Here is a 15553-nt window from a genome sequence, read left to right as displayed (position 1 = left end):
AGCCCGCCCCGGACACCACCGCACGAACCAACGGACCGCTCACCCGACGAGGTCGGACCGGCGGTCCGCGCACCCCGGCGGCGGTGGTGCCGGATTCGGGTGGATCTTCGGACTGCGTGCGTTCGGCGGGCACCGATAGGGCACGCTTAGGGGCGTGGCTGATACCTCCGAGTCCGCTGCGCTGCCCGCAGTCTCCGTGATCGTCGTCAACCACCGCGGTGCCGAGGACACGATCACGTGCCTGCGCGCGGTGCGCGACCAACTGGACTACCCGGCGGACCGGCTGGAACTGATCTGCGTCGACAACACCCCGGGCAGCGCCGAAGCCGCCCGCATCCGCGCCGCGGCGCCGGGCGCCACCGTGCTGGAACCGGGCGAGAACCTGGGTTTCGCCGGCGGCTGCAACCTGGGCGCGCGGACCGCGTCGGGCCAGGTGCTGGCGTTCCTGAACAACGACGCCCGGCCGGACCGGGACTGGGTGCGGGCCGCGGTGGCGGTGCTGCGCGCCGAGCCGACGGTGGGCGCGGTCGCCAGCAAGGTCCTGGACTGGGAGGGCGAGCTCGTCGACTTCGTGGACGGCGGGCTCACCTGGTTCGGCATGGGCTACAAGCGGTTCGCAGGCGAACCGGACGACGGCAGCCACGACGCGCCGCGGGACGTGCTGTTCGGCACCGGTTCGGCGCTGCTGGTGCGCGCCGAGCTGTTCGCCGCGCTGGACGGGTTCGACGAGCGGTTCTTCATGTTCTACGAGGACGTGGACCTGGGCTGGCGGCTGAACCTGCGCGGCTGGCGGGTGCGCTACGAGCCGCGGTCGCTGACCTTCCACCGCCACCACGCCTCGATGACGCAGGTGTCCTCCGCGCGGGAGCACTTCCTGCTGGAGCGCAACGCGCTGGCCGCGCTGTACAAGAACGTCTCCGCGGAGACGCTGGCGAAGGTGCTGCCCGCGGCGATGGCGCTGTCGGTGCGCCGCGCGACCGCCCGCGGCGACATCGACCCGGATCAGCTGGAGATGACGCGGCGCCCGGAGGGCCCGGACTTCGACGACGAGGTGCCGATCTCGCGGGACTCGCTGGCGAGCCTGCTCGCGATCGACCGGTTCGTGGAGATGCTGCCGCAGCTGGCCGAGTCCCGGGAGGTCGAGCAGGCCGCCCGGGTGCGCTCGGACGCGGACCTGGTGCCGCTGATGCGCAAGGCGATGGAACCGGCCTACCCGCTGCCGAGCTACCTGGCCGCGCACGAGGTGCTGGTGGACGCGTTCGGCCTGGACGAGGTCTACGGCCGCCCCCGCACCATCGCGGTGATCACCGGGGACTCGGTGGCCGAGCGGATGGCGGGCCCGGCGATCCGCGCCTGGCACATGGCGGAGGTGCTCAGCGCCGAGCACCAGGTGCGGCTGGTCAGCGTGAACGCGCACGTGAACCCGCCGGAGTCGGCCTTCCCCGTGGTGGCGGCGAAACCGCGCGAGCTCGCCGCGCACGTGGAGTGGGCGGACGTGGTGATCGTGCAGGGCCACGTGCTGGAGATGGTGCCCGCGCTCAAGCACGCCGACTCCACGAAGGTCGTGGTGTGCGACGTGTACGACCCGATGCACCTGGAGCTGCTGGAGCAGGGCCGGGACACCGACGACGAACGCCGCGCCGCCGACCTGCGCGGGGTGACGAAGGTGCTGAACTCGCAGCTGGAGCGCGGTGACTTCTTCCTGTGCGCCTCGGAGCGGCAGCGGCACTTCTGGCTGGGGCACCTGGCGTCGCTGGGCCGGTTGACGCCGGGCCTCTACGACACCGATCCGACGGTGCGCTCGCTGCTGGAGGTGGTGCCGTTCGGGTTGTCCTCGGTGGCGCCGCGCCGCACCGGTCCGGCGATCAAGGGCGTGCAGCCGGGCGTGGACGCCGACGACAAGGTGGTGCTGTGGGCGGGCGGCGTCTACAGCTGGTTCGACCCGCTGACGCTGCTGCACGCGGTGGACCGGGTCGCGCGGCGGCACCACGACGTGCGGTTGTTCTTCCTCGGCATGAAGCACCCGAACCCGGACGTGCCGGAGATGGGCATGGCGGACCGGACGCGGCACCTGTCGAGCCGGTTGGGCCTGACCGGCAAGCACGTGTTCTTCAACGAGACGTGGGTGCCGTACGGGGAGCGGCAGAACTTCCTGCTGGACGCCGACTGCGGCGTGACCTCGCACTTCGAGCACGTGGAGACGACGTTCGCGTTCCGCACCCGGGTGCTGGACTACCTGTGGTCGGGGCTGCCGGTGGTGACGACGGACGGCGATTCGTTCGCGGACCTGGTGCGGCAGGAGGGCTTGGGCGTGGTGGTGCCCGCCGAGGACCCGGACGCGCTGGCCGCGGCGCTGGAGCGGGTGCTCTACGACGCGGAGTTCGCCGCGTCCTGCCGGGAGCGCATCGAGGCGGTGCGGGAGCGGTTCACCTGGGAGTCGGTGCTGGCGCCGCTCACCGAGTTCTGCCGCGACCCGCGCCCGGCCGCGGACCGGTTGCGGGCCGCGTCGCCGCTGACCCGGACGCAGCCGCCGGACCGGGTGGAGGCGGTGCGCCGCGATGTGGCGCTGCTGCGCGAATACCTGGACGCGGGTGGCCCGGTCGAGGTGGCGCGGCGGGCCGGTGGCCGGTTGCGCAGGCTGGCCGGTGATCGGCTCCGCAAGCGGTGAGCGGGCCGCTGCGGGTCCTGCTGGACGGCACTCCGCTGCTGGGCAGGCGCACCGGGATCGGGCGCTACACCGCGTCGTTGAGCGCAGAGCTCGGCCGGATGTCCGGTGTGGACGCTCGGGCGATCGGGTTCACCGCGCGCGGCTGGCGCGCGCTGCGCGGGGCGGTGCCGCCGGGGGTGCGGGCCACCGGCGTGCCGGTGCCGGCGCGGGCGGTGCGGGCGTTGTGGACCCGGGCGCCGTTCCCGCCGGTGGAGCTGCTGGCGGGCGCGGTGGACGTGGTGCACGGCACGAACTTCGCGCTGCCGCCCGCGGTGCGCGCGGGCGGCGTGGTGACGGTGCACGACCTGGCGTTCCTGGACGAGCCCGCCGAGGCGGAGCCGGGTTTCGCCGACCTGGTGCGCTCCTCGGTGCGGCGGGCCGCGGTGGTGTGCACGCCGAGCGCCGCGGTCGCCGACGTCGTCGCCGAGCGGTTCGGGGTGCCGCGCGCGGACGTGGCGGTCACCCCGCTGGGCGTGGGCCCGGAGTGGTTCGAGGCGGTGCCACCGGGTGCCGAGCTGCACCGGCTGGGCCTGCCGGACGAGTACTTCGCGTTCGTTGGCGCCGAAGGCCCGCGCAAGGGCGTGGAGGTGCTGCTGCGCGCGCACGACCGGGACCTGCCGCCGCTGGTGCTGGCCGGCCCGGGCGAGGCGCGGCAGACCGGCAAGGTGCTGCGCACCGGGTACCTGCCGGAACCGGAGCTGCGCAGCGTGGTGGCCGGGGCGCGGGCTTTGGTGCTGCCCTCGCGGGATGAGGGCTTCGGGCTGCCCGCGCTGGAGGCGCTGGCCTGCGGGGTACCGGTGATCTGCTCGGATCTGCCGGTGCTGCGGGAGGTCACCGGCGGGCTGGCGGAGTTCGTCCCGCACGGCGACGCGGCGGCGCTGCGCGCGGCGCTGCGGCGGGCCGGGGAAGCCGCCCCGGACCCGGCGGCGGTGGCGGCGCGGCGGGCGCACGCGGCCCGCTTCACCTGGCGCGGCTGCGCGGAGGCGACGCTGCGCGCCTACGAGCGCGCGGCGAGCTGACCCGGCCGCGTCCGGCCGTCCGCCCCGGTTCCGCGACCACACCGATGCCGCGACCACACCGATGCACACCCGGTATCCCGGCACTCCCGGACCGTGACCGCGGCGGCCGCGATCCGTGCGAAGGTGCCGTGGCAGCACCCGGCACCGCATTCCTTCGTAGCCGCGGGCCCGATCGATCGGTCCCCGCGCGATGTTTATCCGAATCGATGGGGAACGCCGCCGGAACTCGGTGTCGAATCCCACCGGAAATCGACCAATCGATTTCCCGCCGCGTTCCTGATCTGCCGCTGGAGAATCAGTTCGCACCCGATCCCCTAATAGCGGAAAACCGTACGGGGATCACCCCCATGTCCTGCTTCCCGCAGCTCTCCTAGCGTGGTGACCACGGGCGGAACGGGTCGGCGGCGCGAGGGTCGCGGTGCGATCGGTCCCCGGAATCCGAGTCCTGGCAGGCTCGGACGAGGCTGTGCGGCGGGTACCGATGACTTCGCCACAACCGTTCCGCCCCGCTCGTGCGGAATCCCTGGGAACGGAGCGTGCGAACCGTGGACACGGTGTACGAAATATTGCGGAGAGTGGTGACCGGCGCGGAATCGCGCGCCGAGTTCACCGCCGAACCGCGCGCGTTCCTGGACCAGGCGGGCCTGCCCGAGCTGAGCGGTGCGGACGTGGTGCACGCCGCCTCCCTGGCCCTCGACCTCGCACCGGTCGAGGTCGTCGACGAGTTCACCCGAGCCCTGCCCCCAGGGCTGGTGGCGCTCGCCGCCGACGGCCACGGCGCACCCGCGGACGCCCTGATGCCGTTCCTCCCGAACGGCCCCGACGAATTGGAGAGCACCATGGCCACCCCGGAGATCTTCACCGCGCTCGGCGACGTCGAAGGCCTGCTGTCGCCGACGGCGCGCACCACCGACGAGCAGTCCACCGAGAACAGCGGCAACAGCACCGAGATGTCCCGCAGCGAGGACAGCACCGGCTCGGACAACCAGCTGGGCGCGCCCGTCGGCAACGGCAACGACGTCGGCCTGGTCGGCGACATCAACACCGGTGACATCAGCGGCCTGACCGGCGACCTGAACGCGGGCAACGTCGCGGGCAACGGCGTCACCGACGTGGTCGGCGGCCTGGAGGACACCGTCGGCGGCGTCCAGGGCGGCGACCTGACCGGTCAGCTCTCGGACCTCACCGGCGCCGGTGACCTGACCGGCGGGCTGGACCTCGGCGGCGTCGACGGCGGCGGCGTCATGGGTTCGGTGCAGGACGTCACCGGTGAGCTGCCGGTCGACGACGTGGTCGGCGGCGTCGCCCCGATGGCGGACCTGACGGCCCCGCTGACCGGTGCCGACGGCCCCGTCGGCGGCGTCGAGGGCACCGTCGAGGACCTGACCGGCGGCCTCGGCATCTGATCCGGCCGACGCAGCGGGAAGGCCACCGGGCAGTGCCCGGTGGCCTTCTTCGCGGGCGCCCGATTCGCGCCGTTCCTGGCCGGATCACCGTTTCGGCCCGTCGCCGCCCCGGTCGGCACCGAACACCGGGAGTACGGGCGGACGACGGGACGGGAGATCGGATGCGGCAGCCCCAGGGCGCGGGGGCGCGGGACGGACCGGACGCACTGCTGCTCCGGGTGGCCGCGGGCGACCAGCGCGCGTTCGAGCTGCTCTACGACCGGGTCGTGGTGCTCGTGCACGCGGCGGCCCGCGACGTGCTCGACGACGACGCGCAGGCGGAGGAGGTCGCCCAGGAGGCGCTCGTGGAGGTGTGGCGCACCGCAGCCCGGTACCGGCCGGAGCGCGGCGGCGCGATCGGCTGGGTCCTCACCGTCGCGCACCGGCGGGCCGTGGACCGGCTGCGCTCGGTGCGGGCGGCGCGGGCGCGGGAGCTGCGGTTCGCGGCGCGCTCGCACCAGATCGCGCACGACTCGGTGGTGGAGGCGGTGCTGATCCGCGGCGAGCACTGCGAGGTGCGGGGCTGCCTGGCCGGGTTGACCGCGTTGCAGCGGGAGGCGGTGGCGCTGACCTACTACTGCGGGCTCGACTACCGGGCGGCGGCGCACCGGCTGGCCGCCCCGGCCGCGACGGTGAAGACGCGGTTGCGGGACGGGCTGATCCGGTTGCGGGACTGCCTGCTCACCGTCCGCTGAGGTCGGGCGGGACGCCGTCCCAGGCGCGCACCAGCTCGGCGTAGGTCGCGGAGCCGGCGAGCAGTTCGTCGGGTGCGCCGAGCCGGGCGCCGCCGCCGTCGAGCAGCAGCACGCGGTTCGCGCGCCGCGCCGAGCCGAGCCGGTGCGCGATCACCACCAGCACCCCGCCGCGGGCGGCGAAGGCGCGTTCGGCGCGGGCTTCGGCGGGGCCGTCGAGGTGCGCGGTGGCCTCGTCGAGCACGACGATCGGCGCCGCGCTCGCGTGCACCCTGGCCAGCGCGAGCAGTTGCCGCTGCCCCGCCGACAGGCCGGTGCCGCCGTGCCGCACGGCGCCGTCCAGCCCGCCGAGCGCGCCGACCAGGTCGGCGGCTCCGACTTCGCCTGCCGCGGCCAGCAGGTGCTCGTCGGTGCTCCCGGCCGCCAGCAGCGCCAGGTTCTCCCGCACCGTACCGGCGAACAGGTACGTCTCCTGCGGGGTGAACGCGATGAGCCGGTGCCGCAGCGCCGGGTCGAGCTCGGCGACTTCCACTCCCCCGATGCGCACCGAGCCGCCGGTGGGCGCGGTGGTGCCGGTGAGCAGCCCGGCGAAGGTGGACTTGCCGATGCCGCTGGGTCCGACGACCGCCAGGTGATCGCCGGGGGCCAGGTCCAGGTCCAGTTCGGACAGCACGGGTTCGGCGTGGTCGCCCCACCGGTGGGTGAGCCCGCGCGCCCGCACCTCCGGTCCGTTCGGCACGCCGCGCGGCCGGTCCGCGGGTTCCTCGCGGCCGATCTCGGCGAGCCGGTGCAGCGCCACCAGCAGCCGCAGCAGCACCGATCCGGTGGTGGCGGCCAGCCCGTGCAGCGCAGGCTGCACGGTGCCGGTGACGTACACCAGCGCGCCGAGCACCGCGCCCGCGGTGAGCCGTCCCGCGTCGACGGCCCACGGTGCGATGGCCAGCACCAGCAGCACCGGCAGCAGTCCCCCGGCGCCGATGATCAGGGTGCGCAGCGCGGCGGCGGTGGACATCCGCACCGCGGCCGCGGCCTGCTCGTCCACCGCGGCGCGCACCGCGCCGATCGCCTGCCGCTGCGCGCCGCAGGCCGCCACGTCGCGCAGCCCGGTGAGCACCGCCCCGGCCCGGGTGGCGGCCCGCTCGTCGGCGAGGGCGAGGCCGCGCTGCCTGCGGGCCAGCGCGGGCAGCGAGCACCCGAACAGCGCGATCGCCAGCAGCACCGGCGGCGCCACCGGCCACAGCAGCAGCGGGTCCAGCGCCGCCACCCCGGCGAGCGCGGCGACCACCGACACCAGCAGTCCTCTGGCCTGCACGAGCAGTCCCGCCGTCGCGTCCCGCACCACCTCCACGTGCTGGGTGATCCGGGCGACGCCCGCCGCGTCCGGTCCGCCGCGCGGCGGGACGGTGTCGGCGAGCACGTCGCGCACGACGCGGCGCACCAGCACGTCCCGCAGCGGTTCCACGATGGCGCCGATGCGCCGCCACACGAACCGGACCCCGGTCGCGCCGAGCACCGCGGCGGCGGCGAACGCGAGCAGCCAGGCCGCGCCGACGTCGAACCGGCCGGCGGCGAACCCGCGGTCGACGGCGTTGCGCACGAACGTCCCGGACAGCAGCGCGGGCGCGGCCTCCAGCGCGGAGCAGGCCAGCAGCACCGCCCAGCCGCGCCGGTGCCCGGTCAGGGCCCGCCGGTATTCGCCGATCAGCACGGCGCCTCCTCGGTGAACAGGGCGCGGTAGTCCGGGTCGGCCCACAGCTCCGCGTGCGGGGCGGCGCGCCGGATCCGGCCCTCGTCGAGCCACACCACGAGGTCGGCGCGGCGCGCGGTGCCCGCGCGGTGGGTGACCACGACGCGGGTGCGGCCGGGCAGCGCGGTGGTGATGGCGCGCTCCACGCGGTCCTCGGTGATGGTGTCCAGGCTGGCGGTGGCGTCGTCGAGCACCAGCAGCCGCGGCGTCCTGGCCAGCGCGCGGGCCAGCCCGAGCCGCTGCGCCTCCCCGCCGGAGAGCGGGACGTCGGCGAGCGGGGTGAGGTAGCCGTCGGGCAGCCGCGTCACCAGGTCGTGCACCTGGGCGGCGCGGCAGGCGGCGGCCACGTCGGCTTCGACGGCCCCGTAGGACACCGCGGTCGCCACCGTGCTCCCGAGCAGCGCCGGCCGGGCGAAGGCCACCCCGACGTGCGCCGCCGCCGGGTCCAGCTCCGCCACCGGCACCCCGTCCAGCAGCACCCGGCCCCGGTCCGGCGGGCGCAGCCCGGCGAGCAGTTCGGCGAAGGTGGACTTGCCCGCACCGGAACGCCCGACGACGGCGACGATCGTGCCCGCGGGCACCACCAGGTCGAGCCCGTCGAGCACCTCGTCGACCGCGGCACCGCGGACGCGCAGCTCCCCCGGCCCCGGCGGCAGCACCCGGGTGCCGGTCGGATCCGGTGCGCTCCCGCGCACCTCCGCGATCCGCCGCGCGCAGGAGCGGGCGCGCGACAGGGCGGTGAACAGCGCCGACTGCCGCACGACCGCCATGCCCGCGGTGGCGTAGCCGAACGCGGCGAGCACCTCGCCGACGCTGAGCCTGCCCGCGAACACGCCGATCCCGGCCGCGCCCAGCACCGCGATCTGCACCAGCGGCAGCAACAACCCGGCCCGCCACATCAACCGGGCCTGGGTGCGCCAAGTGCCCGCGCCCGCCGCGCCGAGCCGCGCCAGCGGCCGCAGCACCCGCTGCGCCTCCTGCTCGGCGACCCCGGCGGCGGCGATGGTGCGCAGCCCGGTGACCGCGTCGAGCAGCCGGGCGCCCAGCTCGCCGGACGCCTCCTGGTAGTCGAGCAGGTCCGCGGCCGTGCTGCGCAGGTGCGACCGGGCCAGCAGGACCACGAGCGGCAGCAGCACCACGAACACCAGCGCCACCCGCCAGTCCAGCAGCACCAGCGCGCCGAGCGCTCCCGCGGACAGCAGCACCGAGGTCGTGAGCTCCACCAACGTCGCGGTGATCGCGCCCGCGCCCGCGCAGTCCCCGGTGAGCCTGCTGACCGCGTCCCCGGCGGCGAACCCGCCGCGGTGCCCGAGGAGCACCAGCCGCTCGGCCAGGCCGGTGCGCAGCCGGGCCGTGGTGGCGGCGGTGATCCGCGCCGACAGCAGCACGGCCAGCACCTGGGCGGCGATCCCGCCGCAGCCGAGCAGCAGCAGGACCAGCAGCGGTCCGGCGGTACCGCTCCCCGCGGCGGCGACGGCCGCGTCGACGGTCCGCGCCAGTGCCGCGGGCACCAGCAGCGCGCAGCCCGCCGCCGCCAGCGCGGTCAGCACCAGCAGCAGCACCGGCCCCCGCTGCGCGCGCACCGCGTCCCGCAGCACCCGCTCGTCGTCCACCATCCGCCGTCCTCCTCCATCCCGATCCCCACCACCGCGGCGAACACCCCCGATCACCCGCGACGTCCCAGCACCCGTCGGCGATCCCGCAGCGAGGGAACCGCCGAGGTTCCACCACCCGACCACCGAGGAAGAAGAACCCCCGGCACAGCAGGGAAAAGCCCCGGCACCGTGTGGGGTGCCGGGGCTGCTCCTCACCCGTCGCCTGCCTCGGGATCGTGCTCCGCGTGGTGCCGTCGCTCGGCCGGCGCGTGCGCCGACCGGTGCCCACCGGTCGCGACCGGCACCGTCGCGGTTCCGCGACGACCTGCTCCCGGAGGCGGTCCCGCCGTCCGGCGGGTGGGCCGCCGGACGTGGGCTCGCCGCACTGGTTCGAGCGGGTCGTCGGAGCTCCGCCACCTGACCCCCGCGCGGTACGAGGCGGGCGACGCCGCGATCAGTGGCAGGTGAGCAGGCTCACCGTGCTGTTGGCACAGCTCGCGAGCAGGCTCAGGTTGCTGCCGTTGTCGCCGCCACCGCCGCCACCGCCGAACGAGGCGTCGTGCTGGGCTTCGAGCTCCTGGAGCTGCAGGACCATCTCCATGGTCGTTCCTTCCGTCGTTTCCTTCGTTGACCGGGCGGGATTCCGCCCGGAGTTCGTGGTGCCGGTCGCCCGGCCGGTGCGCGGTGCTCACGGCGGTGCTCACGGCGCGGTTCACAGCGGTGTTCGCCGCGCTGTTCACGGCGGTGCTCACGGCGCGGTGCCGAGGAACGGCAGGACCCTGCCGTGCCCGTCGAGGACGGCGGCGACGGTGGCGAGCACTCCGGCGCCGCCGGTGGCGACGTCCATCGACAGCCGCAGCAGCTGGTTGCCGGGCATGGCGATGCCGCCGTCACCGATCGGCAGCGCGTGCCAGCCGAGCGCGGCGAGGTGGGTGCCGATCGCCGCGGTCCGCTCCGGGTCGGGGAGCCGCCGGTTCGCCGCGGCCAGCGCCGCGAGCAACCCGCAGCGGCCGTGCAGCAGTCCCGGGTGGATGACGAATTCGCCGAGGCAGGCGGTCAGCAGTTCCGGTTGCCGCCGCAGGCATTCGGCATCGGGGTGGCGCAGCGCGAGCTCTTCGGCGACGAGCGCGATGCCCGCGCTGCCGACTCCCGCGTACGGCAGGGTTCGGGCGCCGCCGTCGCGCACCTGGAGGCCGCCGCCGTCGAGGTGGGTGCACTCGTCGAGGTCGCGCAGCAGCGCCCGGTCGGCCAGGTCCAACCAGGCGCGCTCCCCGGTGACGTCGTGCAGGTGCGCGAACAGCAGCGCGGGCCCGGACCAGCCGTCGAGCAGCCCGGCCCGGCCCACCTCGCCGGGTGGTGCGGCGGCGGGAAGTTCGTCGGCGAGCCTGCTGCCCAGGTGCACCGCGCGCCGCAGCAGCTCCCCGTCGTCCCAGCGGTGCGCCAGGTGCAGCAGGTTCAGCGCGATGCCCGCCCGTCCGGCGCCGTAGCCGTGGCCGGTGGTCTGCGCGGTGAGCCCGGCGGCGGAGTCGACCAGTTCTCGCGCGGCTTCGCGGTGCCCGAAGTGGTCGAGGACGTGCGCGGTGCCGTGCGCGCCGTCGAGCAGGCCGGGCCGCTGCGGCGGGGTGCGGCGCACCGCGTCGAGCAGCCACTGCTCGTGCTCCGGGTAGCGGCCCGCGCCTGCGACGTCCAGCGCGAGCAGCACGCCCGCGGCGCCGTGGGCGATGCCGGTGCCCCCGACCCGGAACTGCTCGATGTCGCCGGGGAACAGCCGGTCCGCGCGTGCCGGGGTGGCGCTGCCGAGCACGCCTTCGGCGAGTCCTTTGCGGACGATGCCCCAGTCCGGCGCGGGCTGGTCCAGTTCGGTGGTGGCGGGTGCGGCGCCGGCGGGCAGCAGGCGGTCCCGCAGCGCCCCGCCGTACTCGGCGGGCAGCCGGAAGCGGCGCCGCGCCACGTCGACGAGCGCGTCGAGCTTGCCGGGCGCCAGTTCCAGCAGCGCGTTCAGCGGCAGGAACATCCACAGCGCGAGGGCGGCGAGCGCGTGCCCGTCCACCTCGGTGCCGCTGCAGCCGGGCGGGGCGCGGAAGCCGGGCGCACCGAGCGCGGGCCGCGGCGCGTCCGGGTCCGGCTCGGCCATCTCGAAGTCGACGAGCGCCACCGAATCGTCCTCGTCGACCAGCACGTTCAGCGGGTGCAGGTCGCCGAACACGACGCCCCGCGCGTGCACCCGGTCGATCAGGTCGCGCACCCGGTCGAGCAGGGCGAGCGCGCGGTCGGCGTAGTCGGCGAGGTCTTCCGCGGTGGTGCCGCTGCGGGTCAGCGGGTAGTTCCGGGCCAGCCAGGAGCCGAGGTTGCGACCGGGGACCGGTTCGAGCGCGAGGAAGGTGTGTTCCCACGCGGTGAACAGCTCGTGCACCGCGGGCACGCCGGGAACGCCGTCGAGGTGCCGCAGCACCTGGTGCTCCCGGCGCAGCCGGACTTCGGCGTCGGTGCCGTCGCGGTCCAGCCCGGCGTGCGGCCGGGCCTCCTTGAGCACCACGTCGAGCCCGTCGGATTCCCGGGTGGCGCGGTACACGCCGCCGCCGTTGGAGAAGTGCATCGAGGACGTCACCCGGTACGGGAACCGGGTCGATCCGTCGCCCCGGCGGGCGGCCAGGTGCGGTTCGAGGAATGCGGGCAGCCGCACCCAGTCGGGCACCGAGAACCCGGGTCCGCGCGCATCGGGAACGAGGGCGCCATCGGGTCGTTCGACGGCGAGCACCCGGGTTCCGTCGACTTCCACCCAGCGCTGTTCGAATCCGCCGTAGCGCACGTACAGCGGGCCCGCACCGCAGCGGAGATCGCTCAGCACGTAGGGCCCGGATTCACCGCCCAGCGGCCCGGACAGTTCGAGCAGAATGCGTTCGAGATGATTGTCGTCGACCGGGTAGAGCGTCATGAACTTCCCGCTCGACGAGCGCGACGCGTATTTGGAGTTGCGGGCGAGGAGCACTTCGCGACCGGTCAGGTGCTTGAACGCGATCCGATTGCGCAGGCAATGTCCGCCGACGATGCGCAGCACGCGTTCCGCGTTCTCCAGGGTCGCCGACACGTGCACCTTCCAGCCCTGGGACGGCAGGTCGACGCCGCGCGGCCGCAGCATCCGCCACCCGCCCGCGGTGGCGTCCGACCAGCTGGGGACCTCCGGGAGTTCGAGCAGCCGCGCGTATTCGCCGGGACCACCGGAAGCGCCGTTCTGCTCGTCGAAGAACAGCGGATCGGCGAAGCAGAATGCTTCGTACCGGAAGTCCATGGCATACCTTTCTCCGAGCGCAGATCATGCGATTTCCGCGACATTCCAGTCGGCCCGATACTTCACCGGCCGCGGTGAAATTTCCTCATGCCGGGAACTCGCTGCCAACCCGCCGAACAAGTGATCGCACTAGGCTCGAAGAGTGACTACTTCGGTATCGTTACCGCTAAGTACCGCAGCGGTTCTCGCGCCGATCCGGAGCAACGATCACCCGTTCGCCTGTAACACGGTCGCTGGCAGCGGTAATGGTGAATCGGAAACCGAACGGCTCGAATCGAATGCAGGAGCAACGAAACGGCCGGGCGAATGCGCGAACGCGGCGCGCGAGGCCGTCGGCCGCAAGCCCGGACCGGATTCGAGCCGGGACGAAGGGCCGAACCGGGAGAACCGCGGCCGGACCGGGAGAACGGTGGGCGGACCAGGAGAACGGTGGGCGGGCCGGGAACGGGCACCGAGCCCGCGTCAGTCCTCGCCGCGCAGCGCCGCGCCGTCCACCTCGAACGCCGCCGCCAGCGCCGAACGCCAATCCCGCAGCGGGCCCAGCCCGGCCGCGCGCCACGCGCGCGGGGACAGCACCGAGTAGGCGGGCCGCGGCGCCGGCCGCGGGAAGTCGGCGGTGCCGCACGGCAGCACCCGGTCCGGGTCGGCGCCGATCTCGGCGAACACGGCGCGGGCGAACTCGTACCAGCTGGCCTGCCCGGAGTTCGTGCAGTGCAGCACCCGATCCGCCGGGTCGCGCCGCTCGACGAGCAGCCCGGCCAGCTCCAGCAGGCCCGCGGCCAGGTCACCGGTCCAGGTGGGTCCGCCGATCTGGTCCTCGACCACGGTCACCTGCTCGCGCTCGCCGGCGAGCCGCACCATCGTCTTGACGAAGTTCCCGCCCCCGGCGCCGTACACCCAGGAGGTGCGCACCACCCAGGCCCGCTCGGCGGCGGCGAGGACCGCGCGCTCCCCGGCGAGCTTGGTGCGCCCGTACACCGTGCGCGGCCCGGTCTCGTCCGACGGTTCGTAGGGCGCGTCCGCGGTGCCGTCGAAGACGTAGTCGGTGGACAGGTGCACCAGCGGCACCCGGCGCACCGCGCAGGCGCGGGCCAGCGCCGCGGCCCCGGCCTCGTTGATCGCCGCGGCCCGGTCCGGTTCGCCTTCGGCCGCGTCGACCGCGGTGTGCGCGGCGGCGTTGATGACGACGGGCCGCAGGTCGTTGTCCCGCGCGGTCTCGGCGAACGCGTCCACCTCGTCGGTGACGTCCTGCTCGTCGCGGACGTCGAGCTCGCCGGAGCCGGGCGCGTGCACGAGGCCGAGCCTGCCCTGCGCGCGGCGGCGCAGTTCGCGGCCCAGCTGGCCGCGGCCGCCGGGGATCAGCAGCGCGATCTCGTCCGGGCCGGTGATCGGGCCCGCTTCCCGTTCCGTCATCGGCTGATCGTCGCCGCCTGCTTCAGCGGTTCCCACCAGGCCCGGTTCTCCCGGTACCAGCGGATGGTGTCGGCGAGGCCCTCGTCGAAGTCGACGACGGGCCGGTAGCCCAGCTCGGTGCTGATCTTGGTGTGGTCCACCGAGTAGCGGCGGTCGTGGCCCTTGCGGTCCTCGACGGGCCGCACCATCGACTCGTCGGCGCCGAGTTCGGCCAGCAGCCGGTCGGTGAGCCGTCGGTTGGTCAGCTCGGTGCCGCCGCCGATGTTGTACACCTCGCCCGGCCGCCCGGATTCGGCCACGAGCCGGATGCCGCGGCAGTGGTCGGTGACGTGCAGCCAGTCCCGCACGTTGCCGCCGTCGCCGTAGAGCGGCACCTGCCGCCCGTCCAGCAGGTTCGTGATGAACAGCGGCAGCATCTTCTCCGGGAACTGGTACGGCCCGTAGTTGTTGGAGCACCGGGTCACGCACACCGGCAGGCCGTGGGTCCGGAAGTAGGCGCGGGCCAGCAGGTCCGAGCCCGCCTTCGCGGCGGAGTACGGCGAGTTCGGTTCGAGCGGATCCGCTTCGGGCCAGGAGCCCTCGTCGATGGAGCCGTACACCTCGTCGGTGGAGACGTGCACGAACTTGCCGACCTCGGCGGCGAGCGCGGCCTGCAGCAGCACGTCGGTGCCGAGGACGTTGGTGCGCACGAAGTCGGAGGCGCCGAGGATCGACCTGTCCACGTGGGACTCGGCGGCGAAGTGCACCACCAGGTCGACCCCGCGCATCAGGTCGGCGACGAGCTCCGGATCGCAGATGTCGCCCTGCACGAACCGCAGCCGCGGGTCTTCCGCGACGGGGCGCAGGTTCTCCCTGTTCCCCGCGTAGGTGAGCTTGTCGAGCACCACGACTTCGGCGTCCGCGAGGTCCGGATAGGCACCGCCGAGCGATTGCCGCACGAAGTGCGACCCGATGAAACCGGCACCGCCGGTGATCAGAACTCGCATGGCACCTTCCCGAAAGAGGCGACCGGACCGGACGATGATCCGGGCCGGGCTGGCGTCGCCCGCAGTCTGCCACGCGCGCGACCGGCCGGATCACGGTACCGGCGCGGATCTCGTGCGCACCGGTTGTGGGGGGTTTCCCGGCCGCTACCGGAGTGCCGGGAGGGGCTCGTGGGGCGCCGCGGATCGCCACGCAGAATGAGGTCGGACAGTGCTCTGCGTGATCAGCCCTGTCCATCGTTCGAGTGACGTCGATGGTCCCGCCCGCGCGCAACCCCGGCGACAGATCACCGTTAGCCTGCACGGTGACCCCGCCGACATCACCCCGGCGAGGAGCAACGCTCGCAAGGCAGGCCCCAAGGAGGATTCGGCGTGGACGACCGGTCGCGACGGCCAGGTGGCCCACCAGGGCAGCCGGGCAGGCCCGTCCCCCCGCGCGGGCCGAAGGGCGGCCCGGCCGGCGGCACTCCCGGCAGGCCCCGCCCCGGCGGCGCACCGGCCGGACGACCCGCAGGCGGCGAGCCCGGTCGACCGACCCCGGCCGACCGTCCCAAGCCCGAGCGGGCCACACCCGATCGCGCCAAGTCGGATCGGGCCAAGGACCGCGCCAAGCCCGATCGCCCCCGCGGCGATCACGCGGCACCCGACCGGCCGTCCCGATCG

At 74.6% G+C, this 15553-nt stretch carries 10 protein-coding genes; 4 read left to right on the top strand and 6 right to left on the bottom strand.

Annotated features, from left to right (window positions below; all coding sequences use genetic code 11):
- Positions 1 to 154 precede the first annotated feature (154 nt).
- From AC29IT_RS25775 to AC29IT_RS25760, 4 genes are all read left to right on the top strand, one after another.
- Positions 155 to 2668, top strand: a complete 2514-nt coding sequence (locus AC29IT_RS25775) for a glycosyltransferase (RefSeq protein ID WP_488220387.1) — start codon at positions 155 to 157, stop codon at positions 2666 to 2668.
- Positions 2665 to 3726 (top strand): glycosyltransferase family 4 protein, encoded by a 1062-nt coding sequence (locus tag AC29IT_RS25770; protein ID WP_488220386.1) that lies wholly within the window; start codon positions 2665 to 2667, stop codon positions 3724 to 3726. The genes AC29IT_RS25775 and AC29IT_RS25770 overlap by 4 nt, the downstream gene beginning before the upstream one ends.
- Before the next feature lie 578 nt (positions 3727 to 4304).
- Positions 4305 to 5132: a hypothetical protein gene (locus tag AC29IT_RS25765; RefSeq protein ID WP_358442879.1), complete on the top strand. Its 828-nt coding sequence runs from the start codon at positions 4305 to 4307 to the stop codon at positions 5130 to 5132.
- Positions 5133 to 5293: 161 nt separating this feature from the next.
- Positions 5294 to 5866 (top strand): sigma-70 family RNA polymerase sigma factor, encoded by a 573-nt coding sequence (locus AC29IT_RS25760; RefSeq protein ID WP_488220385.1) that lies wholly within the window; start codon positions 5294 to 5296, stop codon positions 5864 to 5866.
- On the opposite strand, the gene AC29IT_RS25755 is transcribed toward AC29IT_RS25760, so the two are convergent.
- The 6 genes from AC29IT_RS25755 to rfbB all read right to left on the bottom strand — a co-directional run bounded on the left by AC29IT_RS25755 (position 5853) and on the right by rfbB (position 14893).
- Positions 5853 to 7571, bottom strand: coding sequence for an ATP-binding cassette domain-containing protein (locus AC29IT_RS25755; RefSeq protein ID WP_488220384.1), 1719 nt, complete (start codon positions 7569 to 7571; stop codon positions 5853 to 5855). The two genes, AC29IT_RS25760 and AC29IT_RS25755, sit on opposite strands and share 14 nt — an antisense overlap.
- Positions 7565 to 9226, bottom strand: a complete 1662-nt coding sequence (locus AC29IT_RS25750; RefSeq protein WP_488220383.1) for an ABC transporter ATP-binding protein — start codon at positions 9224 to 9226, stop codon at positions 7565 to 7567. Before AC29IT_RS25750 ends, AC29IT_RS25755 begins: the two co-directional genes overlap by 7 nt.
- A 433-nt stretch (positions 9227 to 9659) precedes the next feature.
- The gene (locus AC29IT_RS25745; protein ID WP_358442888.1) at positions 9660 to 9806 is read right to left on the bottom strand and encodes a SapB/AmfS family lanthipeptide; all 147 of its coding nucleotides are present in this window, start codon (positions 9804 to 9806) and stop codon (positions 9660 to 9662) included.
- A gap of 147 nt (positions 9807 to 9953) precedes the next feature.
- Positions 9954 to 12494 (bottom strand): class III lanthionine synthetase LanKC, encoded by a 2541-nt coding sequence (gene lanKC, locus AC29IT_RS25740; RefSeq protein ID WP_488220382.1) that lies wholly within the window; start codon positions 12492 to 12494, stop codon positions 9954 to 9956.
- 462 nt (positions 12495 to 12956) lie between these two features.
- Positions 12957 to 13907 carry a dTDP-4-dehydrorhamnose reductase gene (gene rfbD / locus AC29IT_RS25735; RefSeq protein WP_488220381.1) on the bottom strand — a complete coding sequence of 317 codons (951 nt, stop codon included), beginning with the start codon at positions 13905 to 13907 and terminating at the stop codon, positions 12957 to 12959.
- Positions 13904 to 14893: a dTDP-glucose 4,6-dehydratase gene (gene rfbB / locus AC29IT_RS25730; protein ID WP_488220380.1), complete on the bottom strand. Its 990-nt coding sequence runs from the start codon at positions 14891 to 14893 to the stop codon at positions 13904 to 13906. The genes rfbD and rfbB overlap by 4 nt, the downstream gene beginning before the upstream one ends.
- Positions 14894 to 15553: the final 660 nt, after the last annotated feature.

The sequence above is a fragment of the Saccharopolyspora sp. MMCC62 genome (assembly GCF_057736575.1).
This window is presented reverse-complemented; position numbering and strand designations above follow the sequence as displayed.

Bases quoted from the DNA above. Each gene is read 5' to 3' on its own strand.
- AC29IT_RS25760 (WP_488220385.1), top strand. From the start codon at position 5,294: ATGCGGCAGCCCCAGGGCGCGGGGGCGCGGGACGGACCGGACGCACTG.
- AC29IT_RS25750 (WP_488220383.1), bottom strand. From the start codon at position 9,226: ATGGTGGACGACGAGCGGGTGCTGCGGGACGCGGTGCGCGCGCAGCGG.
- AC29IT_RS25745 (WP_358442888.1), bottom strand. From the start codon at position 9,806: ATGGAGATGGTCCTGCAGCTCCAGGAGCTCGAAGCCCAGCACGACGCC.
- lanKC (WP_488220382.1), bottom strand. From the start codon at position 12,494: ATGGACTTCCGGTACGAAGCATTCTGCTTCGCCGATCCGCTGTTCTTC.
- rfbD (WP_488220381.1), bottom strand. From the start codon at position 13,907: ATGACGGAACGGGAAGCGGGCCCGATCACCGGCCCGGACGAGATCGCG.
- rfbB (WP_488220380.1), bottom strand. From the start codon at position 14,893: ATGCGAGTTCTGATCACCGGCGGTGCCGGTTTCATCGGGTCGCACTTC.